The sequence below is a fragment of the Curtobacterium sp. PhB130 genome, assembly GCF_003755165.1.
GTDB lineage: Bacteria > Actinomycetota > Actinomycetes > Actinomycetales > Microbacteriaceae > Curtobacterium.
Genome location: NZ_RKII01000011.1, coordinates 91,335 through 115,545, shown reverse-complemented (window position 1 = coordinate 115,545; position 24,211 = coordinate 91,335). Strand labels below are relative to the sequence as shown.

Genomic DNA, 24,211 nt, shown 5'->3' with positions numbered 1-24,211 from the left:
TCCGTGTCGCCTCGGTCGCGGGCACCCGACACGAAGTGCGATCTCAGTCCGTGTCGCCTCGGTCGCGGGCACCCCCGGTGAGATCGCAGTCCGTGTCGCCTCGGTCGCGGGCACCCCCGGTGAGATCGCAGTCCGTGTCGCCTCGGTCGCGGGCACCCGACACGAAGTGCGATCTCAGCGGGCGGGTTTCGGCCGGCGCGCGGCGCGCGGGCGCCCGGGCGCGCGGCGGGCGCGCGGGCGCGCGGCGGGCGCCGCGTCAGCGGCCTCGGGCCAGGAGCCAGAGGAGGTACGGGGCGCCGACGACACCCGTCACGACGCCGACCGGCAGCGCGTTGCCCGGGATCGCGAACTGCGCGATGAGGTCGCTCGCGAGCACGATCACCGCGCCGACCGCCGCCGACACCCCGAGCGCGACCCGCCCCCCGCCGACGAGCCGCCGCGCGATCGGCGCCGCCATCAGCGCGACGAACGACACCGGTCCGGCGGTCGCGACGGCAGCGGCGGTGAGGAGCACCGCGGTGAGGAGCAGCAGCACCTTCGCCCGGTTCGGCCGCAGTCCGAGGGACGCCGCGACCTCGTCCCCGAGGGTCAGCACCGTGAGTCGCGGCGACTGCACGAGCGCCGCGACCATGAGCACGACGAACCCGACGCCGAGGAGCCCGACGACCCCACGGTCCACGGCGTTGAGGCTGCCGGAGAGCCACAGGAGCGCCGTCCCCGCCTGCTGCACGGTGCCGCTCGTGAGCATCCAGCCGGTGACGCTGAGCGACATCGCCGCGACGCCGATCCCGACGAGCACGACCCGGTTGCCGGTGATCCCGCGGCGCCACGCGAGCCCGCCGATCACCAGCGAGACCAGCACGGCGCCGACGAGCACGACGGTGAACAGCGACGCCCCCGAAGCGCCGAAGAGCACGATCGCGGTGAGCCCGGACGCGCTCGCGCCCGAGGTGATCCCGATGACGTCCGGGCTCGCGATGGGGTTCCGGACGACGCTCTGGACGATGCCCCCAGCGACGCCGAGGCTCGCGCCGACGAGCAGCGCGGCCAGGGTGCGGGGACCGCGGAGCTGGCCGATCACGAAGTCCGACACGGTGTCGCCGTGCCCGAACAGCGCGGCGACGACCTGACCCGGGGAGAGCGGGATCTCGCCGACACCGAGCCCGACGAGCACGAGTGCGACGAGCACGACGACGACGGCCCCGAGCACGACGAGTTCGCGCCGGAGCCCGCGGACGGCGGCGCGCACACGGACGACCACGGCGCTCACAGCCCCTTCACCGCCTTCGACCGGACGAGCCCGATGAACACCGGCGCGCCGATCAGCGCCGTGACGATGCCGACCTGCAGCTCCCCCGGGTACGCGACGACCCGGCCGATGACGTCGGCGACGAGGAGCAGCGCCGGTGCGACGATCGCGGACAGCAGGATCGTCCAGCGGTGGTCCGGTCCGCTGAGGCGCCGGACGGCGTGCGGCACGGCGAGCCCGATGAACGCGATGGGGCCGGCTGCGGCGACCGCGGAGCCGGCGAGCAGCACGGTCACGAGTCCGCCGACGGCGCGGACGAGCACGACGCGCTGCCCGAGGGAGGCGGCGAGCTCGTCGCCGAGCGCCAGGGTGTTCAGCGACCGACCGAGCGCGAACGCGATGACGAGCCCGACGAGCACCGGGATCGTGACGACGCCGGCGGTGCCGAGGTCCTTGCCGGCGAGTGCACCCACCTGCCAGAAACGCAGCTGGTCGAGGAGGCTCTGGCTCGTCACGAGGACCGCGGTCGTGATGGACGCGAGCGCCGCGGCGACCACGGCGCCGGACAGCGCGAGGCCGACCGGGGTCAGTCCGCGCTTCGCGACGGCGGCGATCCCGTAGACGAGGAGCGCCGCCAGGGCGGCTCCGGCGAACGCGAACGGCAGGTACGCCGCGGTGCCGCTGATCCCGAACAGCGCGATCCCGGTGACGACGGCGAGGGCCGCGCCGGAGTTGATGCCGAGCACGCTCGGGTCGGCGAGCGGGTTGCGCGTGACGCCCTGCATCACGGCGCCGGCGACCCCGAGTGCCGCGCCGGCGAGCAGTCCGACGACGGTCCGCGGGACCCGGTTGCCGAGCACGATGAGCCCGATCTCGTCGTTCCGGCCGGGGTGCGTGACCGCGTCGAACACCGTGGCCAGCGGGATCGGCCGCGACCCGAAGGCGATGCTGAGCGCCACGGCGACGGCGAGCACCACGACCGCGAGGACGGTCGCCCCGACGAGTCGGGGCACGGAGCTGGGCGCGGGAGGCGCGGGCGACGGGGAACGCATGAGAGGTGAGGCAACCCTAACGTGTGACCGTCCACGGCGATCGCCGAGCGAGTCATGAGCATGCGCAGGGGTCGCTCATAGGTTCGTCATTGGGAACGGGCTTGTACTCGTATCCATCGACGCCCGACCGGGACGTCGAGAGCGACCGGAGAGCACCGATGAACGAGACCCCGAACCCCGACGCCGAACCGGGCACGACGCCGATCGACGCACAGGACACCGCCCCCCGCTCGACGTGGGAGGCCCCGCACGCGGACGCTTCGACGCTCCGCCCGGCCTACGCGTTCGACGGCTCCGGTCCGTACCTCTACGCTCCCGACGGCTCCGGCCCCTACGCCTACGCCGCCGACGGCCGCGGCCCGTACCTCGTCGGCAGCCCGGCCCTCACCGGTGCCGCCAACGCCTGGACGCACGCCGCACAGCACGGCGAGCAGACCGGTACCCGGCACGGCGCCCCCTACGGCCAGCCGTACGGCGCAGCCGCCCCCGGGCACCCGGGCTGGACCGGCGCCTTCGGCACCCGCCCCGGCACCAAGAAGCGCAAGCTCGGGCTGATGATCGGCTCCGGCATCGCGGCGCTCGCCATCGTCGGCGCGGCCGGCGGCACGGCGCTCGGGCTCTCCTCGCAGAGCACCGAGACCACCTCGAGCCAGTCGCAGGGCACCACGACGACGCCGGACACCGGCAGCGGCACCGACGGCAGCGGCACGAACGGCTTCACCGTCCCGGGTGACGGCAGCGACAGCAGCGGCAGCAGCTCGGGGACGAGCACCGAGTCCGCCGCCACGGCCGCCACGACCGCCCAGAAGAAGGGCGTCGTCACGATCAACACCGTCCTGAACTACGACGAGTCCTCGCAGGCCGCCGGCACCGGCATGATCCTGACCTCCGACGGCACGATCCTGACGAACAACCACGTCATCCAGGGCGCGACGAGCATCACCGTCACCGACGAGACCACCGGCAAGGAGTACAAGGCCGACGTGGTCGGGGCCGACGCCACGAACGACGTCGCGGTCCTGAAGCTCGAGGACGCCTCCGGCCTCTCCACCGTGAAGCTCGACGACGACGGCGAGCCGAGCACCGGCGACACCGTCACCGACGTCGGCAACGCGGAGGGAACGGGCAACCTCGTCGCCGCGGAGGGCACCGTCACCGCGACCGACCAGGACATCCAGGTCCAGAGCGAGTCCGGCACCGGGACCGAGTCCCTCACCGGCCTCATCGAGGTCGCGGCGAACATCGTCTCGGGCGACTCCGGCGGCCCGGTGCTCGACTCCGAGGGCGAGGTCGTCGGCATGGCGACCGCGGCGTCCTCCGGCACGACGGACGTCACCGGCTACGCCATCCCGATCACCACGGCGAAGGCCATCGCGACGAAGATCCTGGCGGGCGAGTCCTCCTCGACCATCACGATCGGCCTGCCGGCGTTCCTCGGCGTGGAGATCAGCAGCACCGCGACCGGCACCACGAGCGGCGTCGCCGTCGCCGGCACGGTCGAGGGCTCGGGAGCCGCGACCGCCGGACTCGCCGCCGGAGACACGATCACCTCGATCGACGGCACCGCGATCACGACGTCCGACCAGCTGACGCAGGTCATCCAGTCGAAGTCGGTCGGCGACAAGGTCTCCGTCGGCTACACGAACAGCGCGGGCACGGCTGCGACCGTCACGGTCACGCTCACCGCAGGCCCCGCGCTCTAGTCGGCAGGGGCGAGGAACGCTCGCACCAAGGACCGGTGCACCCGTTCGACCAGACCGGCGACTACGCAGTCTGCAAGAAGGCTCGCACCAAGGACCGGTGCACCCGTTCGAGCAGACCGGCGACTACGCAGTCTGCAAGAAGGCTCGCACCAAGGACCGGTACACGTTGGCCGGCGACTCCGCAGAGAACGCGGAGGCGCCGGCCTCTGTGCGTCCGACGCGCGCGAAGCCGATGCCGTCCGCGTGCACGATCGTGATCGGTCGCGGCTTGCCGGGGCGGCGCAGGTACGACACGGTCCACGGTGCCGCCCAGAACCGGGCGAGCCGGGGATCGGCCTCGGCGATCGCCGCGGGCAGGTCGGGAGCGTCGTCGCCGCCGGCCAACCGCCTGCCGAGCAGGTCGGCCCTGAGCGTCTCCGTGCGGAACGGGAAGGTCCATTCCGGACCGACACCGAGCCTCCCGGCCGCCACGGCGACCACGCGCTCGGCCGCCAGCCGCGTGACGACGGAGACGGTGTCGTCCGGTGCGTCGACCACCGTTCCGGACCAGGCCTGGAGGCGCGACACGCGCCCGTCGGGCAGGTGCTGTTCCAGCGTGGTCGGCTGGGCGTCGCCGCTCCACGGGTCGAGCAGTTCCTGCGTGGTCGCGGGGACCGTGCCGAAGCGGCTGACGAGTCCGGCCTCGACGAGTGCGCGGCCGCCGGGAGTGCGGAGGAGCGTCGGGCTCCACCGCTTGCCGGCCATGCTCGTCAGGGTCGTGAGGGCCTCGTGGCCGAGGCGCGCGCCGGTGATCTCGGCGGGGGCTGCTGCGTCCGGGAGCGGTTCGAGCTCCCGCGGGGAGGTCGCGGAGACCTGGCCGACGGCGCGGACGGAGTCGAGGACGGCGAACACGACGTCGTCGGTGTCGTCGAGGCGGGCGAGGGGGCGTTCGACCGTGACGTCGACGCGATGCCGCCCGGTCACGAAGAGCAGGTGCGCGCCGACGATGTCGCCGGGGCCGTCAGTGTCCTCGTGACCGTCGTCGCGGCCGGCGTCGGGTCGGACGTACTCGACGAGCCGTGCCGGTGCGCCGACCGAGCCCCAGACGTCGCAGCCGACGAGGAGCAGGCCGTCGACCGAGCCCGGGAGGCGGTCGAGCAGCGAGCCGTTCTCGTCGCCGATGGCCCGGTCGCTCGGGCGGGAGCGGACGGTGATGACGACGTCGTCGCCGGTGACGCGCAGGTCCGCCTGGGCGACGTCTTCGCGCTGCCACGAGTCGGGGCGGCGGAGGGTGACGCGGGCGGTGCGGTCCTCGGTGCCGAGTGGGACGGGGACGGGCATGGCCCGAGGCTACGACGGGGCGGGCGCTCGGGCGCGGACGGCTCGCCGCGCGCGTCCGGCTTCGCCGCCTCGCACGGTGCGAGGTGGCGCGGGCGAGGTCAGCGCGGGCGGGGTGCCGGGGGCGGCGGGACGCGCTTCGCGGCGACGACGTCGGCGAGGGCGACCCGGACCGGGCCGCGGCGGGTGTCGATCGTGACGGAGTCGGGCGTGCGTGCGGCGAGCTCGCCGAGGGCGTCCCGGGCGCCGTCGCCGTCGTGGGCCCGGACGACGACCCGCTCGCCGAGTGCGGCGTCGTGCAGGACCCCGAGCGCCAGGGCCCGGGCGACCCGCGCCTGCTCGCTGCCGTCCATGCCCCTGAGCGTACGTGTCCGGCCCGCGACGGTCGAGCGGGCGAAATACCAGGCCTGGGCGGGCATGTGACCCGGGCATTTCGCCCGCTCGGCGTGCGCGGGCGGGCGCGCCTAGGGTGGGGGCATGGACAAGGCCCGGGTGGACAGCTGGATCTGGGCGGTCCGGATCACGAAGACCCGGTCCGCCGCGACGACCGCGTGCAAGGCCGGGCACGTCAAGGTGAACGGCGAGCGCGCGAAGCCCTCGCAGCCGGTCGGCCCCGGGGACGAGGTCCGCGTGCGCCAGGCCGGCTTCGACCGGATCGTCGTCGTGAAGAGCCTCATCCTCAAGCGCGTCGGAGCGACCGAGGCGGCGAAGCACCTCGAGGACAAGACCCCGCCGCGCCTGCCGAAGGAAGAGGCCGGGTTCGTCCCGATGCGCGACCGGGGCGCGGGACGTCCGAGCAAGCGGGAGCGCCGGGACCTCGAGAAGCTCCGCGGCTACTGACCCCGGGCCGGGCCGGCGTCAGATGAAGCGGACCGTCTGCTGCAGTCGGTCGCGGATCTCGAACACGTCGACCGCACCCTCGGGCGACCAGACACCGTTGAGCACCTGCCCGAGCGCACTCCGTCGGACGACGAGCGCGGTGGGCTTCCGCTGCGGCCCGACGACCTGCACGTCGTGGTCGACCGCGGAGTCCGGCACGACGAGCAGCCGGCCGGTGAACCGCACGCGCGTCTGCTTCTGCACGGCCCGCGCTGCCCGGACGAGCTCCTTCACGGGGCGCTCCCCCGGCTCGAGGGTCTCCCCCACGATCTCGCCGTGGTCGATGCTGACGGGGCCGCCCCAGTCGATCGACTCCAGGGCCCAGAGGCCGCTCGGCATGAGCACGACGTGGTCGAGCTTGCCCTCGGCTCCGGCGTCGAGGTCGTGCCAGACGGTCACGCCGATGCCCATGTCCGCGACGATCGACGCGGTCGCCTCTTCTGCGAGGGCCTCGCCCAGCAGCCGGCGGATGTACCGCGGGGCGGACCGGATGAGCCCCGGGTCGTACGGGTCCTCGATGGGGTCGCCGAGTCCGACCCACTCGCGCTCCGCCGCGAGGAACACCTCACGCGACCGACCGCCGGGGTGTCCGTGGGACCGGGCGCGGGGTCGGGAGTCGCGGCGCGCCGTGGGTGGTGCGTACTCGTCGCGACCCGACCCGGGCCTCCAGGCAGAAGAGCCGGACGGGGCGGACGTCGGGCGCGATCCGGAGTCGTAGGCGCGACGCGCGGCCGGCGTGCCGACGCGCTCCCACGCAATCTGCACACGCCGGAACCGGACGGCGTCGCCGCCGAGGTCGGGGTGCGTCTCGCGGGCGGCACGTCGGTACGCGCGACGGAGTTCCTCGTCGTCGGCGGTCGCGGCGACGCCGAGGACTTCGTACGGGGTGGCGTCGGCCGGGCTGTCGGTCATGGCCCTGGCACAGTACCCGACGGCGCGTATGCATCCGCCGCACGCGCGCTGGGCACCTCCTGGGCCCACGCCGCCGGTACCGGCGCGACGCGCCAGCGGCGTGGCGGCCGTGCCGGTGGGGAGAGGTCCGGGTCCCGTGGGCCGGGCCGGGCCGGGTGGTCAGGCGGGTGCGTCCAGGACCTCGATCACCAGGGGCAGGCCGAGGAAGCGCGCGTGGTGGGCGGCTGCTGCCTCGAGCGCGCGGACCGCCGGCGCGGCCAGCGGCACGAACGGGGTCACCGTGGTGCGGACGTCCCGGGTGCGCTCGGCGCTCTTCCACGTGCCGACGACCTGTCCGCGGTGCACGGCCATCGGCAGGAACATGCCGTTGCCGCCGGGGACGACGCGGTCCGCGTGCACGGCGTCGAGGTGCCCGCTGCGGTCCGCGTACCCGAGGAGGTACTCGTCGAAGCCCGGCAGCAGCTGCCCGGTCGCGACGCCGCCGGGCTCCGGCCGGTCGGCGAGGGCGAGGAGTCCGTCGCCGAGGTCCTCCACCGCGTCGCCGGCCGCGGCCCGGGCGCGACGGAGGTCCCCGAGCGGGAGCTTGGTCCAGTTCGCGGCGTCGACCTCGGTCGCCGGCCCGCGGCCGCGGAGGTACCCGATGAGCGTCCGCCGGAGTGCCTCGTCCCGGTCGGGCACGGGCTCCGTGGCGGGCGCCCACTCGTCGAGCAGCACGAGCTCCTGCCCGACGCGGCCGGTCGGCCCCCAGGCGACGAGTCCCTCCTGCGCCAGGTGGAGCAGCAGGTGGTACCCGCGGCCGCCGGCAGGGTCGATGCCGGCGTCGCGGTAGCGGCCGAGGATCCCGTCACGGTCGAGCGACCGGCCGCCGCCGAGCGCCTCGACGGTGAGGTCACGGGCGCGGGCGACGAGCGCGTCGTCGATGCCGAGCTGGCCGGCGCGGCGGGTCAGCGTCGTGAAGGTCCGCGATGCCGTCAGGGAGAGGAGCATCCGGAGGTCGTCGGGCCGCAGCACGTGCAGCGTGCCGCGCATCGGCCACGAGCGGACGAACTCCCCGCGGTCGAACGCGGCGCGGACGTCGGCCCGGGTGAGTCCGAGCGCGCGGGACCCGATCGCCCAGAGCGACTGCCCGAGGTCCTGCGCCTGGAGCGCCGTCATGTGCGTGACGACGTCGAGCGCCGACCCGCCGGACACCCCGACCCCCTGCGCGGCGAGGCGCATCGCCCGGAGGCGGGCGGGGGTGATCACGGCGAGCTCAGGCCACCGCGGCGGCGATGTCGTCGACGTGCTGCTCGATGTACGCCACGTCGGCGCGGTACAGCTCGGCGTGCCCGTGCGCGAGGTCGCTGATGAACTTCGGGTTGCCCGCCGAAGCTTCGGACTCGAGCGTCGTGACGAGCGCCACGATCGACGCCACCATCGTGTCCGCGAGCCGTGCCCGGGACGGTTCGTCGAGGCCGTAGGCACGGCAGAACTCCGCGGCCCGGGCGAGGCGCTGCTCGAGGGCGGGGGCCGTCGAGCCCTCGACCTCCCCCGTGGTGAACGGGGCGAACCGGTAGACCGCGCTCGCGACGTCCCAGACGCGCGGCCCGGGGTGCGCGGTGTCGAAGTCGATGATCCCGACGGCGGCGATGCCGTCGTAGACGCAGTTGTAGGGGGCGAAGTCACCGTGCACGACGGTCTCCACCGGTGCCCGGGCCGACTGGGACCAGACGTCGGTGTCCTCGTCGAGGGGGAAGGTCGCCGCGGCGTCGTGGTAGTGCCGGAGCATCCGGGCGCTCGTGACGAGGGCTGCTTCGCTCGCGATGTCCTCGGTCCACGGGTACTCCCCCGCGACGCCCGGCACGAACGACACGGTCTCGAGGGTGTGCCCGAGCTCGATCGGTTCCGGTGCGGCCACGAACCCCTGTTCGTGGAGGTGCCCGAGCAGGCGGTGGACGGTGGGCGTCCACGGCCCGGCAGGCCGGTGGACTCGGTCATCTGCCCTGGTGATGCGCTCCATGGGAGCCCTCCTGTCGCGGTCGTCTCCGTTGACGTGCTTCCGGCGTGTGGGAGAGCGTATCGGGCCGTGGCTGATGATGTCGCGATCCATTCGCACACATACGACGGGCGGAAGGGTGCTCCCATCCGTATGCACCGTTGCATGCAAGGCGTAGGATCGAGCCCGTGAACAGCAGCACGACCAGCGCCCAGGCCGCGTCGGACCGGGCCTACGACCACGTCAAGCGCGCGATCATCCGCGGCGACCTGCCCGGCGGCACCGCCATCAGCGAGAACGCCCTCTGCCAGGACCTCGGGGTCTCCCGGACGCCGGTGCACGAGGCGTTCCTGCGCCTGGCGGCCGAGGAACTCCTGACGCTCGAGTCCCGCAAGGGCGCCGTCGTGCGCCCGATGTCCCCGAACGAGGCGGCGGACGTGCTGGAGATGCGCGAGGCGATCGAGAGCACCGCGGCCAGCCGCGTCGTGACCGACGGCCGCGTGACGGACCTCGCCCCGAGCCTCCAGGCCATGCTGGCGGAACAGGCGACCGCCGTCGCCGACGGGGACGTCGACCGCTTCATCGAGGTGGACGCCGAGTTCCACGGCGCCGTGATCGGTGCGTCGCGGAACGCGATCGCCGTGCTGTTCGCGCGGACCCTGCGCGACCGGCAGCAGCGGCTCCGGCACCAGCTGATGCGGGTGCAGCCGTCCCAGCTGCAGTCCTCGCTCGACGACCACCGCGCGCTCGCCGCTGCACTCGAGGACGGGGACGCCGCCCGGTACGCGGCCGTGCTCCACGACCACGTCGCATCGCACCGGGGCGCCCTGTGAGCGCGACCGGATCGATCCCCACCACGGGCTCCGTCGCGCTGCCGCGCGCCCGGGTGATGCCGTGGGTCGCAGTCTGGGGTGCCGTGTTCGTGTGCTCGTGGGGCGGTAACCAGTTCAGCCCGCTGCTGCTCATGTACGAACAGCGTGCGCACTACTCGTCGGTGCTCGTCAACGTCTTCCTCGGCGTCTACGTGCTCGGGCTCGCGCCGGCACTGCTCATCGCCGGGTCCCTGTCCGACCGGCACGGCCGTCGCCCGCTCATGCTCGCCGGCATCGGGTCGGCGGTGCTCGGCAGCGGGTTGCTCGCGCTCGGGCCGCTCGGACCGGAGTTCCTCGCGATCGGGCGGCTGTTCTCCGGGGTGACGGTCGGCATCGCGATGGCGGTCGGGAACAGCTGGGTGAAGGAGCTCTCGCAGGGCCGCTTCGACCGGGCCGCGGACGCCGGGGCCGGAGCACGACGGGCATCGCTGGCGTTCACGCTCGGCTCGGCGTCCGGCGCGCTCGTCGCGGGGCTCATCGCGCAGTGGGGACCGATCCCCGAGGTGCTGCCCTTCCTCATCCACATCGCTGTCGCCCTGCCGTTCGCCGTCGTCGTGTGGCGGACGCCGGAGACGCAGACCTCTGGCGGCCTCCCCGGACCCTGGTGGCGCCAGCTCCGCGTCCCGAGCGCCGGACACCGCCGGTTCACCCGCGTGGTGCTCGTCGCCGCGCCGTGGATCTTCGGCTCGGCCGCGATCGGGTACGGGTACCTGCCGACCCGGCTCGAGGGGGCAACGGGTGCGTGGGGGCTCGTGTTCGCCACCGCCGCGACCGTCGTCGCACTCGGGGTGTCCAGCGCGGTCCAGCCGATCGCGAAGCGGGTGCACTCGATCACCTCAGCCAGGGGGCTCGCGTGGGCGGTGTTCCTGATGACGCTCGGGATCGCTGTCGTCGGCGTGGCGATCGTGCTGCAGTCGGTGTGGATCGGGCTCGCGGCGAACGTGGTCATCGGCGTCGGGATCGGCTTCGGGCTCGTGTCGTCGCTGCTCGAGGTGCAGCGGATCGCGGGGCCGCGGGACCTCGCCGGGTTGACCGGGGTGTTCTACGCGGCGGCGTACGCGGGGTTCCTGGCGCCGGCGGTCATCGCGGCGGTGGCGGGCGTCGTGGCGCTGCCGGTCGTCCTCGCCGTCATCGTGGCGCTCGGGCTCGTGTCGTGGGGCGGCGTGCTGGTGTCGTCGCGCCGGCACATCCCGGGCGCGTAGGCGCGGCGCCGGGCGCGGGCGCGCAGCGCGGCGCGGCGCGCAGCGCGCTACAGCCGGTCGCGGAGCCAGCTCGGGCCGCGCGTGGATGCGTCGGCGCCGAGCGCCGACACCCGCTCCCGCAGCTCCCGGTCCGCCGTCACGACGACGACCGGCGCGTGCCCGGCGTCGAGTGCCGCTGCGGCAGCGGCGACGATCGCGTCGTCCCCGGACCCCGACGCGCGTTCCACCGAGACGAGGCCCTCGTCCCCGCCGGCAGCAGCGACCGCCGCGCCCTCGAGCACCACGGTCCACCGCGGCCACCACTGCGTGAACCCGAGCCCCAGCGCGTCGGCGGGCAGCCCCACCGCGGCGAGCGCCGTCACCTGCGACAGCAGCCGCCCGGCAGCCCCCGCCCGGTCCTTCCACCACCCGTCGGGCACGCTCCCGACGACGTTCGCCGCGTCGACGACGACGTGCGGCGTGGTGCCGATCGCGTCGCGGAGCGCGGGCCACGATGCTCCGAAGCCCGGGTGCAGCGGCAGCGTGTCGACCTCGGCGAGCGGGATCCAGGACAGCGCGAGGCTCTCCCGGTCGCTGATCACCGGTTCGAACGGCGTGCTCGCCCGTCCGACGACGGTCGTGTAGGTCCAGTACCCGAGGTCGAGCACGGACGTGTGCCGGAGGTCGACCCCGTCGAGCGGGACGCCGGCTTCCTCCGCTGATTCGCGGAGCGCGCCGGTGACCGCGTCCTCGTGCTGGTGGCGTGCGCCGCCCGGGATGCCCCAGGTGCCGCCGTGGTGGCTCCACTCGACGCGGTGCTGCAGGAGCACCCGTCCGTGGCCGTCGTCGACGAGGAGTCCGGCGGCGCCGAACACGCCCCACGCCTTGGTGCCGTCGGGTCCGTACGCCCAGGCGTCGCCGGGGTCGCGGGGGCCGGGCGGCGGACCGGGAGGCAGGGCATCGGGCACGCTCCCACCCTTCCACACGCGCCCGTGGGCGGGCCGTCATGTGACCGCGGGCGTCGTGTACGGTGCTGATCGAGACACGGGGTGCCGCATCCAGCGGCTGAGATCACACCCGTCGAACCTGCTCGAGCTCGTACTCGCGAAGGGATCGTCCATGGAAACCGCTGCGCCCGCACGGGCTGAACGCACCGCCGAACTCCTCGAGGCCGTCAGGGCCAGGAGTCCCCTGGTGCAGTGCATCACGAACACGGTGGTGCAGAACGTCACGGCGAACGTGCTGCTGGCGCTCGGCGCCTCGGCTGCGATGGTCGACGTGCCGACCGAGGCCGGTCCGTTCGCCCGGATCGCCGACGCGCTCCTGGTGAACACCGGCACCCCGCACGCCGAGCCGCGGACGGCGTCGCTCGAGGCGGCCGCGGCTGCCGCCGAGTCGGGGACCCCGTGGGTCCTCGACCCGGTCGCGGTCGGATCGCTGCCGGTGCGCACCGCACTGGCCCGCGACCTGCTGGCGCTCCGTCCGACCGTGCTGCGGGGCAACGCGTCGGAGGTCCTCGCCCTGCTCGGCTCCTCCGACGGTGGGCGCGGGGTGGACAGCACGGCCGGCACCGATGACGCGCGTGCGTCCGCCGTCGATGCGACCGCCGGGAGGCTCGTGGGCGCGGTGGCGGTGTCCGGTCCCGTCGACCTCGTGGTCGGGTCGAGTGCCCAGGGCGGCTCCGTCGCACCGGTCCAGGTCGCGAACGGCACGGAGCTCCTCACCCGGATCACCGGCGGCGGCTGCGCGCTCGGGGCGGTGATCGCCGCGTTCGCGTCGGTGAGTCCCGGCGACCCGGTCGCCGCCGCCGTCGCCGGGACCGCCGTGCACACGATCGCGGCCGAACTGGCTGCGCGGGACGCCGGGGGTCCGGGGACGTTCCAGCCGCTGTTCCTGGACCGGCTCGCGTCGCTGACCCCGGAGGACGTGGTCCGCGAGGCACGCATCAGCGAGGAGACGGCGGCATGAGGGACCTCGGCGTCTACCTCGTCACCGACCCCGTGCTCTGCGACCGGCACGGGCTCGGGGTGCTCGGCGTCGTCCGGGCGGCCGTGCACGCCGGGGTCCGGATCGTGCAGGTGCGGGACAAGCAGGCGAGTGCGCGGGACCTCCTCGCACTGACCGGTGCGGTCGCTGATGCCGTCGGGGACCGGGCGGAGGTCGTCGTGGACGACCGGCTCGACGTCGCCCTGGCCGCTCGGCACGCCGGGCACCGGGTCGCGGGGGTGCACCTCGGGCAGTCCGACGTGCCGGTGTCGGCGGCGCGGGCGCTCCTCGGGCCGGACGCACACGTCGGTCTGACGGCGAACACCCCGGCGCACCTCGCTGCCCTCGAGCGGCTCCCCCGCGGGACGGTCGACCTGCTCGGCGTCGGGGTCGTGCACCCCACGTCGACGAAGCCGGACCACCCGCCGGCGCTCGGGCACGAGGGGATCGCGAGGCTCGCGGCAGCGACGGATCTGCCGTGCGTCGCGATCGGCGGAGTGGACCTGGACGACGTCGCGCCCCTGCACGCGGCCGGTGCGGCGGGCATCGCCGTGGTGTCCGGGATCTGCGCGGCGTCCGACCCGGGGTCGGCGGCCGCAGCCTACGTGGCGGCGTGGGCGGGCTCGGGGGCCGGCCGTGTCGGCGCCGCGACGGTACGTGACGGGCGCGTGGCGGGCCTCCAGACCGGGTCGACCGGAGCCGCGCGATGAGCGGGCCGGTGCGCGTGCTGAGCATCGCCGGGACCGACCCGACCGGCGGCGCCGGGCTGCAGGCCGACCTGAAGTCGATCGCGGCGCACGACGGGTACGGCATGGCGGTCGTGACGGCCGTCGTCGCGCAGAACACGCACGGCGTGCGGTCGGTGCACGTGCCGGACGTGCGCGTCCTGCGCGACCAGCTCGACGCCGTGTCGGACGACGTCGTCGTGGACGCGGTGAAGACCGGGATGCTCGCCACCGCAGCCGCCGTCCGTGAGGTGACCGACTGGCTCCGCACGAACCGGCCGCCGGTCGTGGTCGTGGACCCGGTGATGGTGGCGACGAGTGGTGACCGGCTGCTCGACGCCGACGCCGAGCAGGCGATGACCGAGCTGCTGGTGTTGGCGGACCTCGTGACGCCGAACCGGGCCGAGCTCGCGGTGCTGGCGGGGCTGGCGGGGCCGGGCGGATCGGCGGGGTCGGCCGGGCTGGCCGGCGCTGCGGCCCCGGATCCGCTCGATGCCGCTCGGGCGGTCGCGGCGCGGTGGGACGTCCTGGTGCTCGCGAAGGGCGGGCACGCGGCGGGGCCGACCTCGGACGACGTGCTCGTCGCGCCGGACGGCACCGCGCGGGTGTTCTCCGCACCGCGCGTCGACACCGCGAACACGCACGGCACCGGGTGCTCGCTCTCGAGCGCGATCGCGACCCTGGCGGCGCGGCACGGCGACTGGGAGCTCGCGGTCGGCGTGGCGAAGGACTGGTTGACGGCGGCGCTCCGCGGGGCGGACGCACTCGAGGTCGGGAGCGGCAACGGGCCGGTCGACCACGGCGCACAGCTCCGGGCGGCCCTGCCGGAGCCCCGGTACACGGACGTGTGGTGGGACGACGTGCGGGCGGTGCTCGACGAGACCATCCGGGCGCCCTTCCTCGTGCGGATGGCCGACGGCACGCTCGAGCCCGACGTGTTCGCGGGGTACCTGGCGCAGGACGTGCACTACCTGCGGGCGTACGAGGGGCACCTCGCCGCGGTCGGTCGTGCTGCAGCCGCAGGGTCCGAGGCCGCGGCGTTCTGGGCGGCGGCCGCTGCCGGCTGCGCCGACGAGGCGGCGAGCCTGCACCACCGGCGCCTCGCCGGCACGCACGCCGACGACCCCGTGCACCCCACGTGCGCCGGGTACCTCGCGCACCTGCGGGCGGCCGCGGACTCCGGCGAGGCCGCGGTCCTCGCCGCAGCGGTCCTTCCGTGCTTCCGGGTGTACGCCTGGGTCGGGTCGCAGCTCGGGGTCGCCCCGGTCGGCCACCCGTACGCGGACTGGATCACGGCGTACGGGGACCCCGGGTTCGCGGCGTCGAGTGCCGCGGCCACGGCGCACGTGGAGACGCTGGCGCGGGCGGCGGGTCCGGCGGTGCGGGGTGCGATGGCGCGGGCGTTCCGGGACTCCACGCGGTGGGAGCTGGCGTTCTTCCGGATGCCCTACGAGCTCGGGGGCGCGGTCGTCGGCGGCTCGGTGGTCGGCTCCGCGGCGGTCGGCTCCGCGCTTCCCGGTGACGGCTCGGTGGTCGGCGCCGCCGTTCCCGGGGCCAGCCGGACCAGCGCGACGTCGAGTGCTCCGTCGGACACCGTGCAGCGCATCCAGGTGCAGTCGGGCTGACGCCGTCGGTCCGTCGGCGACCCCGGGTTGAGCAGTCGCAGCCCACCCGGGGCCGTCGTGTCCCACGGGATGTGCGAGTGCCCGAACACGAGCACGTCGACGTCCGGGTACTCCGCCGCCGCCCGCCGCTCGCGACCGGTCGCGGCACCGGTCTCGTGCACGAGCGCGAAGCGCAGCCCCTCGACCTCGAAGCGGGCGACGAGGGGCAGGCGGTCGTCGAACTCCGGGCCGTCGTTGTTCCCCCGGACGCCGACGAACGCCGCGCTCCTGGCCTCGATCGCGTCGAGCGTCGCCAGGTCCACCCAGTCCCCCGCGTGCACCACGAGGTCCGCGGCGTCGATGTCGGCCCAGAGCGCTGCCGGCAGGTCCTTCGCGCGCCTCGGCAGGTGCGTGTCCGAGAGCAGGACGAGCGACGTGGTCACTCGGACCCGGGCTGGCGGTTCGCGCCGTTCGGCATCGGGAGTCCGGCCTCGTCCGAGGCGCCGAGCCGTTCGAGCAGCCCCGCGAGCAGTGCGATGTCGTCGTCCGACCAGCTCGCGATCCGCTCGTCGAGCGCGTCACGGTGCAGCTGCACGGACCGTTCGAGCGCGGCGCACCCGGCTTCCGTCGCCGCGAGCGGCTTGGCGTTGCCGGTGCCGCCGTCGGTCGTGCGGATGAGCCCCGCCGCGAGGAGCCCGGACAGCTGCCGGGAGATCGTCGAACGGTTCAGGCGGAGGTACCGGGCGATGTCGATCGCCATGCAGCCCTCGTGCTGGACGATGAAGTCGACGAGGGACTGGTCGACGACGCTGAGCACGGACTCGGTTCCGCGGGCGCGGATGCTCGCGCGGCGGGTGATGCGTGAGAGCTCGGTGTAGGCGCGTCCGATGTCAGCGTTGCGGACGTCGGACCTCGGGTGGTCCATCGTGCCTCCAGCCATTTCTGCCGCTCCCCCACGGGTCGACGGCGGTGTTGATCTGCCGGTCACCATACCGGCGGGGTCGCCGGACCGGCTACTCCCCGCGGATCGCGGCTTCCAGCGCGGGGATGTCGAGCTTCACCATGCGCATCATCGCGTCGAAGGCCCGCGCCCGGCCCTCCGGGTCGCCGCCGGCGCTCATCAGCTCGCCCCAGTTCGCCGGGGTGACCTGCCACGACACCCCCCACGCGTCGGTGAGCCACCCGCACATCGACGGTGTGCCACCCGCGTCGAGGAACGCGTCCCAGATCCGGTCCAGCTCGTCCTGGTCGTCGACGTCGATCTGGAACGAGATCGCATCCGAGTGCGGGTGGCCGGGGCCGGCGTTCATCGCGCGGTAGGGCTTCCCGCCGAGGACGAACTCGACGACCATCGTGGTGCCGTCGGGCAGCCGCTGCACGTTCTGCACGGACGAGTCGGGGATGACGGAGGTGTAGAAGGTGGCGGCTTCCTCGGCCTGCCCGTCGAACCAGATGAAGGGGACGATCTGTCGCACGGTGGTGCCTCCTCGGTTTCTCAGTCCGCGACGTTGCGGCTGAGCAGTGGTGCCTTCTCGGGGTGTTCGTCGAACCAGGTGCCGACGAACCAGCACATCGGGACGATGCGCTTGTCGTTCTTCGCCTCGACGTCGCCGACGGCGTACGCGACGAGTTCCGCGGCGTAGCCGTGCCCGCGGTGCTTCGGCACGGTGTACGTGTGCGGGAACGCGACGGCATCGACGTTCTCGCGGTAGTCGAGCACGCTCACGAGTTCACCGTCGACGTACATCGCGTACCGGCTCTGGTCGGCCTCGTCGCGGAACTCGTGTGCCATGTCGCCATCATGCCTCGGAATGCACCAAGCGGCACGGCGTTGTGTGGTGACCATGACAACTGAGGACATCACGACGATCGGCATCATCGGCGCAGGCAACATCGGATCGCAGCTCGCACGGCTCGCCGTCCGGAACGGCTACGACGTGGCGATCGCGAACTCCCGCGGTCCGGAGACCCTGCAGGACCTCGTGTCCGAGCTCGGCGAGCACGCACGTGCCGTCACCCGTGACGAGGCCGCCGCAGCGGGTGACCTGGTCGTGGTCACCACGCCGCTCGCCGCGATCGAGACGATCCCCGTCGAGCCGCTCGTCGGCAAGGTCGTCATCGACACGAACAACTACTACCCGCAGCGCGACGGCCACATCGCCGCGCTCGACGACGAGACGACGACCACCGCGGAGCTGCTGCAGGACCACCTGCCCGGTGCGAAGGTGGTCAAGGCGTTCAACCACATCGCGGCGGCGGACCTCACCACGGCGGGCTCCCCGCGCGGCACCGAGGGACGCCGTGCACTCATCGTGGCGGGCGACGCCGCCGACGCGAAGCGGACCGTCGCGGACCTCCTCGACGAGTTCGGCTTCGACGCGGTCGACATCGGCCCGCTCGCCGAGGGATGGCGCATCCAGCGAGACACCCCCGGCTACGTCAAGCCGTACGCGGCGCTCGACCTCGAGCTCGCCGTGGCGGACGCGAAGCGCTACCGCGACATGTGAGCCGAGCGCCGGGCGTGCGAGGGCACGCCCGGTCGCGCTCAGGCCTCGTCGAAGATGACCGTCATCTCGGCGAGGTCGTCCTCGCTCGGCACCCACGTGGTGCCGGCCTCGACGTTCTGCACGATCTGCTCGGGCTTCGTCGCCCCGGCGATCACGCTCGTCAGCCCCGGCTGCGCCAGGAGCCAGGCGAACGTCGCCTGCAGCATCGTGACGTCGCGCTCGTCGCAGAACCGCTGGTACTCCTCGAGCGCGTCCCACGGAGCGCTCTCGAGCAGCTCCGGCTTGAGCTTCGACAGACGCCCGTCAGCCGGGCCGCCCTCGCGCGTGTACTTGCCGCTGAGGAGGCCGTTGTAGAGCGGGAAGAACGGCAGGAACCCGAGCGCGTACGCACGGACCGCCGGCAGCACCTCGGCCTCGACCCCGCGGGACAGCGGGCTGTACTCGTTCTGCGCCGACACGAACGCCGTGGTGCCGGCGATCGACGCGGTCAGCTCGGCCTCGGCGACCTGCCACCCGGCGAAGTTCGAGTGCCCGATGTAGCGGATCTTGCCCTCGCGGACCAGGTCGTCGAGGACCGACAGGGTCTCCTCGATCGGCGTCACCGGGTCCGGGCGGTGCATCTGGTACAGGTCGATCCAGTCCGTCCCGAGGCGCTGCAGCGACGACTCCACGGCGAGCCGCACGTACCGGCGGGAGCCGCGGACGTCCCAGTCCGGCCCGTTGACGCCGTGCATGTCCATGCCGAACTTCGTCGCGAGGACGACCTCGTCACGACGACCGGCGATCGCCTTCCCGAGCATCGACTCGGACTGGCCGGGGGTCCCGCCGTAGATGTCGGCGGTGTCGAGGAGGGTGACGCCGGCGTCGAGTGCGGCGTGCACGACGGCGTCGGTGCCCTCCTGCGTCTCGGTCGCCGTGCCGACCCGGCCGAAGTTGTTGCAGCCGAGGCCGACGGTGGAGACGACGAGCCCGGAGGGGCCGAGTGGACGGTGTTCGATGACTGCCATGCGTCGACCGTACCGATCACCCCGGAACTGGGGCTGCATCCGGTCGACGCGTTGCCGTTACAACTGACGATGGATCAGTACACGGAGGGAGCAGCGCACGTGGCGTCGCATCGCATGCACGATTCCGATCGACCCCGTCGGCCCGTTCCGGCGTGGGTCACGGCCCCCTTCGTCGACGGCGCGGTCGGCCCGGTCGACGGCGCGGCCGGCTCGGTCGACGGCGCGGTCGGCTCGGTCGACACGTCCGGCACCGGCCTGGAGGCTCGCCCCACGCCCGTCCCGTCCGCTCCCGGCCCGGAGACGATCGAGTCCAGGGCACCCCGGGTCACGCCCGGCAGCGTCCCGACTCCGGGCAGCGCTCCCGGTCCGGCCGCGCAGCACGCACTCGACCCGGACGCCGTGGTCCCCGACTACCCGCCGACCGAGGCACTCCTCCCACCGGCCCCGATGTCGCCCGTCGTGCACACGACCCCGTTCGACCGGGTCACCGGCGCCTCGGCTCCCGCACCGGTCTCCCCCGTCGACGCCCCGGCACTCGTCGCAGCGGCCGCGTCGGCACCCGCTCCCGTCCCCGCGCCGTCCGGCCCCGTGGTCCCCCGCGCCGGACAGCCGCGGTTCTCGGTCCCCGGCCTCGAGCACGTCGTCGTCGAGGGCACCGAACCCGAGCCGACCGGACCCGTCGGCTACCGGACGCCCGCCCGGTTCGCGCACCAGCAGGGTCTGGTGCCGCCCACGCCTGCTCCTGCTCCGGCGCCGTCCTTCGACGCGGTGCTCGCCGCACCGCCCACCACCGCGACCCGGGCGCTCCCGACGCAGCCCGAGGCGGACGCGACCGCTCCTGCCGAGGCCGACCCCAGCCTCTCCCCACCGGCACGGCCGGCCCGCCGCTGGCGCGTCGGTCCGGGACCGGCGGCGTGGGCCCAGACCGCTGCTCCCGCACCGTCTGCTCCCGCACGGCGCGCGCTCGGGGCCACCCCGGGAGGCGTGCTCGGCGCGGTCGCGGCACTCGCGACGCTGGGTCTCGCGGCGTGGTGGTTCACCGCTCCCGGAACCGTGCATGCCGTCGGACTCGCACTCGGCGTGATCGCGCTCGTGTGCTCGTTCGCGACGCTGCGGAACCGCGCGGCGACGTGGCAGCGGCTGGTCGCGCTCCTCGGGGCGGTGCTCGGCACGGTCGGCACGCTGGTGCTGCTCTGGGCCGTCGCGAGTGCGGCGCTGCCGATGGCCGGCGTGACGCTCCCCGACCTCACCGGCGCCGGCGTCGTCCCCACGCTCGCGCCCTGACGCGCTGCGGGCCGGGCCCCGCCTCGCCGGCCCCCGGCCGGGCCTCGGCCCGCCGGTTGAGTGCGCAGACGTTGCTGCCGAAGCCGGATTCGTGCGCGACTGCTGCGCACTCGACTGCGGGGCCGACGGCGACGGCCACGGCGCCGGCATCGGCCACGGCCACGGCCTGTCGAGTGCGCAGACGTTGCTCCCGAAGCGGGATTCCGGCGCGACTACTGCGCACTCGATGCTGCGGAGACCGCACGCCCGGCCACGCCCGACCGCGCGGCCGCGCGGCTCAGACCGCGCGGACGACCCCGCGGGACAGGATCGCGTTCGTCAGGGCGTCGATCGGTTCCCGCTGCACCGTCGGGTTCGCGATGAGCACGTAGTCGACGGCCGGCAGGTCCGGCAGCCCCAGCCGCTGCGACACCTTCACCAGGTCGGCCGGGATCAGCGAGTGCGGGAACACCGCGACGCCGATGCCCGCACGGACCGCCGCGAGCACCCCGTTCACGTCACGCGTGTTGCAGGTGATGCGCCAGGTGCGGCCGGCGGCCTCGAGCGCGTCGATCGCCATCTGCCGGCTGATGCTCGGCGCCTGGTACGCGATGAGCGGCACCGGTTCGTCACGCTCCACCGCGATGCCGTCCTGGGCCATCCACACCATCTGGTCCGTCGCCACGCGGGTGCCCTCGGCGGACTCCCCCGCCGTCTGCTTGATGAACACGAGGTCGAGCTGCCCCGCGTGCACCCGGCGCAGGAGCGGTGACGACTGGTTGACCGTCAGCTCGAGGTTGACCTGCGGGTGCAGCCGCCGGAAGTCCCGGAGGATCCGCGGCAGCTGGGTGATCGCGAGGTCGTCGGCCGCGCCGAACCGGAGCCGGCCGCGCGTGGCCGATCCGGAGAAGTAGGCGTCGGCGGTGGCGTGCGCCGCGAGGATCGTCCGCGCGAACCCGGCCATCGCGTCGCCGTTGTCCGTCAGGGAGACGCCGCGGGTGTCCCGCGCGACGAGGGTCCGGGACACCGCGGTCTCGAGGCGCCTGACGTGCTGGGACACCGTCGGCTGGCTGATGCCGAGGCGGGCCCCGGCCTGTGTGAAGCTCTGCGTCTCGGCGACGGCGAGGAAGGTCTGGAGCAGCACGGGATCGAGCACGGGTCTCCTTCGACCGTCGTCCGGGCCCATTCGGGATCGCAATGGACTGATAGCCACCATAGGGGTATCGAATGGCTCCGCGCCAAGTAGTTTCGATGGGGTACCGATTCCGCCCTCGACCGCCGGAGAACCCCACCGTGAGCGCGTCATCGACGACCCTCTACCCGCCCACCGAACCGCTCCCGATCCAGGCCACCAGACCGCCGTGGCGACACACGCTCATCGCACTGTCGGTCCCGAACTTCCGCCTGTTCACGGCGACGAACCTCGTCGCGATGACGGCCGGCTGGATGCAGCGCATCGCGCAGGACTGGCTCGTCCTGCAGCTCACCGGCTCGGTCGCGCAGGTCGGCATCACCGTCGCGTGCCAGTTCGCGCCGATGCTCTTCTTCGGGCTGTTCGGCGGCGTGATCGTCGACCGGTTCTCCAAGCGTGCACTGATGATGATCACGCAGGGCGCCTTCGCGCTGCTCTCCGCGCTCCTCGCGGTGCTGACGCTGTCGGGGGTGGTCCAGGCGTGGCACATCTGGGCGATCGCCTTCGTGGTCGGCATGGTCACCGTCATCGACAACCCGGCACGCCAGGTGTTCGTCACCGAGATCGTCGGCCACGAGCACCTGCGGAACGCGATCAGCGTGAACTCGTCGGTGTTCCAGCTCGGCGGGATGATCGGCCCGGCACTCTCCGGTGCGCTGCTCGTCGCCGTCGGGGCGGGGTGGTCGTTCGGGGTGAATGCGATCGCCTGCGCCGCGGTGGTCGTGACGCTCGGGTTCCTGAAGGTCTCGGAGCTCCACCGGACACCCGCGACCCCACGCGGCAAGGGGCAGCTCGTCGAGGGGCTCCGCTACGCCGTCGGGAAGCCGACCATCATCGTGCCGGTCATCCTCGTGGCGTTCTTCTCGGTCTTCGCGCTGACGATGCCGGTGCTGCTCTCCGCGTTCGCCTCGCAGGTGTACGACGTCGGCGCAGGCGGCTACGGCCTGTTCAACTCCGCGGTCGCGGTCGGTGCCCTCGTCGGCGCCCTGCTGTCGACCCGACGGGCGGTGGTCCGGCTGCGGACGATCGTCGGCGGGGTGTTCTGGACCGGGATCCTGCTCGTGATCTCCGGCTCGATCCCGGTGATCGCCCCGTTCACCGTGATGCTCGTCGCGGTCGGGATGTCGCAGCTGCTGTTCCAGACGGCGTCCAACTCGCTCGTGCAGCTGTCCTCGAACACGGCGATCCGCGGCCGCGTGATGTCGCTCTACATCCTGGTGCTGCTCGGCGGACAGGCCATCGGCGGGCCGCTCATGGGCCAGGTCGTCGACCACTTCGGCGCGCACGTCGGGATGATGGTCGCCGGCGGCGTGCCGGCCGCGGCGGCGGCCGTCATCGGCCTGGTCCTCGCCCGCCGAGGCGGCTTCCACCTGGCGGTCCGGATGCGGCACCACATGCCGCTCCCGGCGATCGTCGGTCACCGCTGACGGACGGGAGGCTCGGTGCGGGCCCGCACCGAGCCTCCCGTCCGGCCGTGGTCGCGACCATCCTGTGGGTCGCTCCCGGTGATCGCTCGCACCCTGCGGCGCGGCGTGGTCCCGCACAACGGAAAGCACCCCGAACCACGGGAGTCCGCGGTTCGGGGTGCTTTCGGTTGTGCGAGGTGCGTCAGTACGCGACGCCGAAACGCGCGCGGTGGTGCGCCGGCGTCTCGATCTCGTCGACGAACGCGATCGCGAAGTCATCGCCGGAGATGTCCGAGTTGCCGTCGGCGTCGGTGAGCAGGACCTCGTCGGTGGTGCGGTACGTGCCGCGACGCTCGCCGGGGTTGTAGCTGCCGAAGGCGGCTGCGGGGCTGACGTAGAACCAGTCGACCTCGGTGTCGGCGGTGCGGAGCGCCTCGAGGATCTGCGCGTGGCTCTTCGCCTCTCCCTTGAACGCGTCCGGGAACTCGGCCGTGTCGAACAGGTGCGGACCGCCCTCGGCGACGAGCAGCGAACCGGCGCCACCGACGATGCCGAGGCGTGCACCGGCCGCCGCGGCGGCGTCGACGAACGGCTGGAACCGGTCCTTGAGCTCGCTGCCGTCGGCCTGGACCGCGTGCAGCGCGACGACGATGACGTCGGCGCCCTTCGTGACCTCGGCGACGAAGTCGGCGTCGAACGCGTCACCCTGTGCGGGCGTCAGACCCTCGGCGGCCTCGAGCTTCGAGGTGTCGCGGGCGACGGCGACGACCTGGTGGCCACGGGACAGGGCTTCGCGGGTGATGGCGGAGCCGGCGTACCCGGTGCCTCCGAAGACGACGATGGTGGACATGTGTGTGTTCCTCTCGTGGTGGTGCGTGCTTGCTTGACTCACCTTAAGGGCGTTACTCTCTCTCGGTAAGTAGGCACCTCGCGGTGCGTGACTCTCGGCTCCCGGAGGACCCATGACTGCGCTCGAGTACAGCCCCTACGCCGCGGACTGCCCGTCCCGACAGCTCCTCGACCGCATCGGCGAGCGGTGGAGCGTCCTGACGATCGGCACCCTGGCATCCGGTCCCCATCGGTACTCCGCGATCGCGGCCGCAGTGCAGGGTGTCTCCCAGAAGATGCTCACGCAGACGCTCCGGGCGCTGGAACGCGACGGCCTCGTCACGCGCACGGTGTTCCCCGAGATCCCGCCGCACGTCGAGTACGAGCTCACCGACGCCGGCCGGTCGCTCCGCCGCGTGCTGGAGCCGCTCGAGGACTGGGCCACCTCGCACATGGACGCGGTCGCCGTGTCACGCCAGGAGTACGACGCGGCACGCTGACCCGGCTCCGGGGTCCGCGCGGCTCGCTGACCCGGCTCCGGGGTGCGCGTGGT

At 73.7% G+C, this 24,211-nt stretch carries 25 protein-coding genes, 1 pseudogene and 1 riboswitch; of the genes and pseudogenes, 11 read left to right on the top strand and 15 right to left on the bottom strand.

The window, feature by feature from the left end; translation table 11 throughout:
• Positions 1–256 precede the first annotated feature (256 nt).
• Together EDF24_RS17395 and EDF24_RS17390 are read right to left on the bottom strand one after the other, a co-directional pair.
• Positions 257–1,270: an iron ABC transporter permease gene (locus EDF24_RS17395; protein ID WP_260233491.1), complete on the bottom strand. Its 1,014-nt coding sequence runs from the start codon at positions 1,268–1,270 to the stop codon at positions 257–259.
• Positions 1,267–2,301, bottom strand: a complete 1,035-nt coding sequence (locus tag EDF24_RS17390) for an iron ABC transporter permease (RefSeq protein WP_185017019.1) — start codon at positions 2,299–2,301, stop codon at positions 1,267–1,269. Before EDF24_RS17390 ends, EDF24_RS17395 begins: the two co-directional genes overlap by 4 nt.
• Positions 2,302–2,459: 158 nt before the next feature.
• On the opposite strand from EDF24_RS17390, the gene EDF24_RS17385 reads away from it, so the two are divergent.
• The gene (locus EDF24_RS17385; RefSeq protein WP_260233490.1) at positions 2,460–4,004 is read left to right on the top strand and encodes a S1C family serine protease; all 1,545 of its coding nucleotides are present in this window, start codon (positions 2,460–2,462) and stop codon (positions 4,002–4,004) included.
• Positions 4,005–4,127: 123 nt separating this feature from the next.
• On the opposite strand, the gene EDF24_RS17380 is transcribed toward EDF24_RS17385, so the two are convergent.
• The gene (locus EDF24_RS17380) at positions 4,128–5,324 is read right to left on the bottom strand and encodes a hypothetical protein (protein WP_123704557.1); all 1,197 of its coding nucleotides are present in this window, start codon (positions 5,322–5,324) and stop codon (positions 4,128–4,130) included.
• A gap of 98 nt (positions 5,325–5,422) precedes the next feature.
• Positions 5,423–5,674, bottom strand: a complete 252-nt coding sequence (locus tag EDF24_RS17375; protein WP_221180710.1) for a hypothetical protein — start codon at positions 5,672–5,674, stop codon at positions 5,423–5,425.
• A gap of 124 nt (positions 5,675–5,798) precedes the next feature.
• Between EDF24_RS17375 and EDF24_RS17370 the strand changes: the two genes are divergently transcribed.
• Positions 5,799–6,161, top strand: coding sequence for an RNA-binding S4 domain-containing protein (locus EDF24_RS17370; protein WP_123653055.1), 363 nt, complete (start codon positions 5,799–5,801; stop codon positions 6,159–6,161).
• Positions 6,162–6,179: 18 nt separating this feature from the next.
• Here EDF24_RS17370 and EDF24_RS17365 read toward each other — a convergent pair whose 3' ends face one another.
• The 3 genes from EDF24_RS17365 to EDF24_RS17355 all read right to left on the bottom strand — a co-directional run bounded on the left by EDF24_RS17365 (position 6,180) and on the right by EDF24_RS17355 (position 9,111).
• Positions 6,180–7,112 (bottom strand): DnaJ domain-containing protein, encoded by a 933-nt coding sequence (locus EDF24_RS17365; RefSeq protein ID WP_123704555.1) that lies wholly within the window; start codon positions 7,110–7,112, stop codon positions 6,180–6,182.
• 159 nt (positions 7,113–7,271) lie between these two features.
• The gene (locus tag EDF24_RS17360; RefSeq protein WP_123704553.1) at positions 7,272–8,357 is read right to left on the bottom strand and encodes a winged helix DNA-binding domain-containing protein; all 1,086 of its coding nucleotides are present in this window, start codon (positions 8,355–8,357) and stop codon (positions 7,272–7,274) included.
• Between the two features lie 7 nt (positions 8,358–8,364).
• Positions 8,365–9,111, bottom strand: coding sequence for a phosphotransferase (locus tag EDF24_RS17355; protein WP_165931493.1), 747 nt, complete (start codon positions 9,109–9,111; stop codon positions 8,365–8,367).
• Between the two features lie 164 nt (positions 9,112–9,275).
• Between EDF24_RS17355 and EDF24_RS17350 the strand changes: the two genes are divergently transcribed.
• Positions 9,276–9,920, top strand: coding sequence for a GntR family transcriptional regulator (locus tag EDF24_RS17350; RefSeq protein WP_132049276.1), 645 nt, complete (start codon positions 9,276–9,278; stop codon positions 9,918–9,920).
• A complete protein-coding gene (locus EDF24_RS17345) occupies positions 9,917–11,161 on the top strand; it encodes an MFS transporter (RefSeq protein WP_207909630.1) in 1,245 nt (414 codons plus the stop codon). Before EDF24_RS17350 ends, EDF24_RS17345 begins: the two co-directional genes overlap by 4 nt.
• Positions 11,162–11,208: 47 nt before the next feature.
• Here EDF24_RS17345 and EDF24_RS17340 read toward each other — a convergent pair whose 3' ends face one another.
• Complete coding sequence (locus tag EDF24_RS17340) at positions 11,209–12,108, bottom strand: NUDIX domain-containing protein (protein ID WP_123704629.1); 900 nt, start codon at positions 12,106–12,108, stop codon at positions 11,209–11,211.
• A gap of 67 nt (positions 12,109–12,175) precedes the next feature.
• Positions 12,176–12,271, top strand: a riboswitch (TPP riboswitch).
• Here EDF24_RS17340 and thiM point away from each other — a divergent pair.
• The 3 genes and pseudogenes from thiM to thiD form a co-directional block, all read left to right on the top strand.
• The gene (thiM, locus tag EDF24_RS17335) at positions 12,260–13,108 is read left to right on the top strand and encodes a hydroxyethylthiazole kinase (RefSeq protein ID WP_123704549.1); all 849 of its coding nucleotides are present in this window, start codon (positions 12,260–12,262) and stop codon (positions 13,106–13,108) included. It overlaps the preceding riboswitch by 12 nt.
• Positions 13,105–13,836 (top strand): thiamine phosphate synthase, encoded by a 732-nt coding sequence (gene thiE, locus EDF24_RS17330; protein WP_123704547.1) that lies wholly within the window; start codon positions 13,105–13,107, stop codon positions 13,834–13,836. The genes thiM and thiE overlap by 4 nt, the downstream gene beginning before the upstream one ends.
• A pseudogene (gene thiD / locus EDF24_RS19575) lies at positions 13,833–15,245 on the top strand (bifunctional hydroxymethylpyrimidine kinase/phosphomethylpyrimidine kinase); the annotation flags it as partial. The gene thiE and the pseudogene thiD, both read left to right, overlap by 4 nt.
• A 53-nt stretch (positions 15,246–15,298) precedes the next feature.
• Here thiD and EDF24_RS17320 read toward each other — a convergent pair.
• From EDF24_RS17320 to EDF24_RS17305, 4 genes are all read right to left on the bottom strand, one after another.
• Positions 15,299–15,898: a metallophosphoesterase gene (locus tag EDF24_RS17320; RefSeq protein ID WP_123704543.1), complete on the bottom strand. Its 600-nt coding sequence runs from the start codon at positions 15,896–15,898 to the stop codon at positions 15,299–15,301.
• A complete protein-coding gene (locus tag EDF24_RS17315; RefSeq protein ID WP_185021713.1) occupies positions 15,895–16,395 on the bottom strand; it encodes a MarR family winged helix-turn-helix transcriptional regulator in 501 nt (166 codons plus the stop codon). Before EDF24_RS17315 ends, EDF24_RS17320 begins: the two co-directional genes overlap by 4 nt.
• Positions 16,396–16,468: 73 nt before the next feature.
• Positions 16,469–16,930 carry a VOC family protein gene (locus tag EDF24_RS17310; RefSeq protein WP_123704541.1) on the bottom strand — a complete coding sequence of 154 codons (462 nt, stop codon included), beginning with the start codon at positions 16,928–16,930 and terminating at the stop codon, positions 16,469–16,471.
• A gap of 20 nt (positions 16,931–16,950) precedes the next feature.
• Entirely contained in the window at positions 16,951–17,301 is a 351-nt protein-coding gene (locus EDF24_RS17305) for a GNAT family N-acetyltransferase (protein WP_395868402.1), read from the bottom strand.
• 13 nt (positions 17,302–17,314) lie between these two features.
• On the opposite strand from EDF24_RS17305, the gene EDF24_RS17300 reads away from it, so the two are divergent.
• Complete coding sequence (locus EDF24_RS17300) at positions 17,315–17,962, top strand: NADPH-dependent F420 reductase (protein WP_123704627.1); 648 nt, start codon at positions 17,315–17,317, stop codon at positions 17,960–17,962.
• A 38-nt stretch (positions 17,963–18,000) separates the two neighbouring features.
• Here EDF24_RS17300 and EDF24_RS17295 read toward each other — a convergent pair whose 3' ends face one another.
• On the bottom strand, positions 18,001–18,969 hold the full coding sequence (locus EDF24_RS17295; RefSeq protein WP_123704539.1) for an aldo/keto reductase: 969 nt from the start codon (positions 18,967–18,969) through the stop codon (positions 18,001–18,003).
• Positions 18,970–19,083: 114 nt separating this feature from the next.
• Here EDF24_RS17295 and EDF24_RS17290 point away from each other — a divergent pair, with 114 nt between their 5' ends.
• On the top strand, positions 19,084–20,253 hold the full coding sequence (locus tag EDF24_RS17290) for a hypothetical protein (protein WP_123704537.1): 1,170 nt from the start codon (positions 19,084–19,086) through the stop codon (positions 20,251–20,253).
• A gap of 277 nt (positions 20,254–20,530) precedes the next feature.
• On the opposite strand, the gene EDF24_RS17285 is transcribed toward EDF24_RS17290, so the two are convergent.
• Positions 20,531–21,388, bottom strand: a complete 858-nt coding sequence (locus EDF24_RS17285) for a LysR substrate-binding domain-containing protein (protein WP_123653040.1) — start codon at positions 21,386–21,388, stop codon at positions 20,531–20,533.
• 137 nt (positions 21,389–21,525) lie between these two features.
• Between EDF24_RS17285 and EDF24_RS17280 the strand changes: the two genes are divergently transcribed.
• Complete coding sequence (locus EDF24_RS17280) at positions 21,526–22,851, top strand: MFS transporter (protein WP_123653039.1); 1,326 nt, start codon at positions 21,526–21,528, stop codon at positions 22,849–22,851.
• Between the two features lie 181 nt (positions 22,852–23,032).
• Here EDF24_RS17280 and EDF24_RS17275 read toward each other — a convergent pair whose 3' ends face one another.
• Positions 23,033–23,680 (bottom strand): NAD(P)-dependent oxidoreductase, encoded by a 648-nt coding sequence (locus EDF24_RS17275; RefSeq protein ID WP_123704535.1) that lies wholly within the window; start codon positions 23,678–23,680, stop codon positions 23,033–23,035.
• A 112-nt stretch (positions 23,681–23,792) separates the two neighbouring features.
• Between EDF24_RS17275 and EDF24_RS17270 the strand changes: the two genes are divergently transcribed.
• Positions 23,793–24,158 (top strand): helix-turn-helix domain-containing protein, encoded by a 366-nt coding sequence (locus EDF24_RS17270; RefSeq protein WP_123704533.1) that lies wholly within the window; start codon positions 23,793–23,795, stop codon positions 24,156–24,158.
• Positions 24,159–24,211 lie beyond the last annotated feature (53 nt).

Excerpts from the sequence above, each read along its gene's own strand:
- EDF24_RS17275 (WP_123704535.1), bottom strand. The coding sequence starts at position 23,680 with ATGTCCACCATCGTCGTCTTCGGAGGCACCGGGTACGCCGGCTCCGCC.
- EDF24_RS17270 (WP_123704533.1), top strand. The coding sequence starts at position 23,793 with ATGACTGCGCTCGAGTACAGCCCCTACGCCGCGGACTGCCCGTCCCGA.
- thiE (WP_123704547.1), top strand. The coding sequence starts at position 13,105 with ATGAGGGACCTCGGCGTCTACCTCGTCACCGACCCCGTGCTCTGCGAC.
- EDF24_RS17355 (WP_165931493.1), bottom strand. The coding sequence starts at position 9,111 with ATGGAGCGCATCACCAGGGCAGATGACCGAGTCCACCGGCCTGCCGGG.
- EDF24_RS17380 (WP_123704557.1), bottom strand. The coding sequence starts at position 5,324 with ATGCCCGTCCCCGTCCCACTCGGCACCGAGGACCGCACCGCCCGCGTC.
- EDF24_RS17375 (WP_221180710.1), bottom strand. The coding sequence starts at position 5,674 with ATGGACGGCAGCGAGCAGGCGCGGGTCGCCCGGGCCCTGGCGCTCGGG.
- EDF24_RS17385 (WP_260233490.1), top strand. The coding sequence starts at position 2,460 with ATGAACGAGACCCCGAACCCCGACGCCGAACCGGGCACGACGCCGATC.
- EDF24_RS17295 (WP_123704539.1), bottom strand. The coding sequence starts at position 18,969 with ATGGCAGTCATCGAACACCGTCCACTCGGCCCCTCCGGGCTCGTCGTC.
- EDF24_RS17370 (WP_123653055.1), top strand. The coding sequence starts at position 5,799 with ATGGACAAGGCCCGGGTGGACAGCTGGATCTGGGCGGTCCGGATCACG.
- EDF24_RS17290 (WP_123704537.1), top strand. The coding sequence starts at position 19,084 with ATGCACGATTCCGATCGACCCCGTCGGCCCGTTCCGGCGTGGGTCACG.
- thiM (WP_123704549.1), top strand. The coding sequence starts at position 12,260 with ATGGAAACCGCTGCGCCCGCACGGGCTGAACGCACCGCCGAACTCCTC.
- EDF24_RS17305 (WP_395868402.1), bottom strand. The coding sequence starts at position 17,301 with ATGGTCACCACACAACGCCGTGCCGCTTGGTGCATTCCGAGGCATGAT.
- EDF24_RS17365 (WP_123704555.1), bottom strand. The coding sequence starts at position 7,112 with ATGACCGACAGCCCGGCCGACGCCACCCCGTACGAAGTCCTCGGCGTC.
- EDF24_RS17390 (WP_185017019.1), bottom strand. The coding sequence starts at position 2,301 with ATGCGTTCCCCGTCGCCCGCGCCTCCCGCGCCCAGCTCCGTGCCCCGA.
- EDF24_RS17315 (WP_185021713.1), bottom strand. The coding sequence starts at position 16,395 with ATGGCTGGAGGCACGATGGACCACCCGAGGTCCGACGTCCGCAACGCT.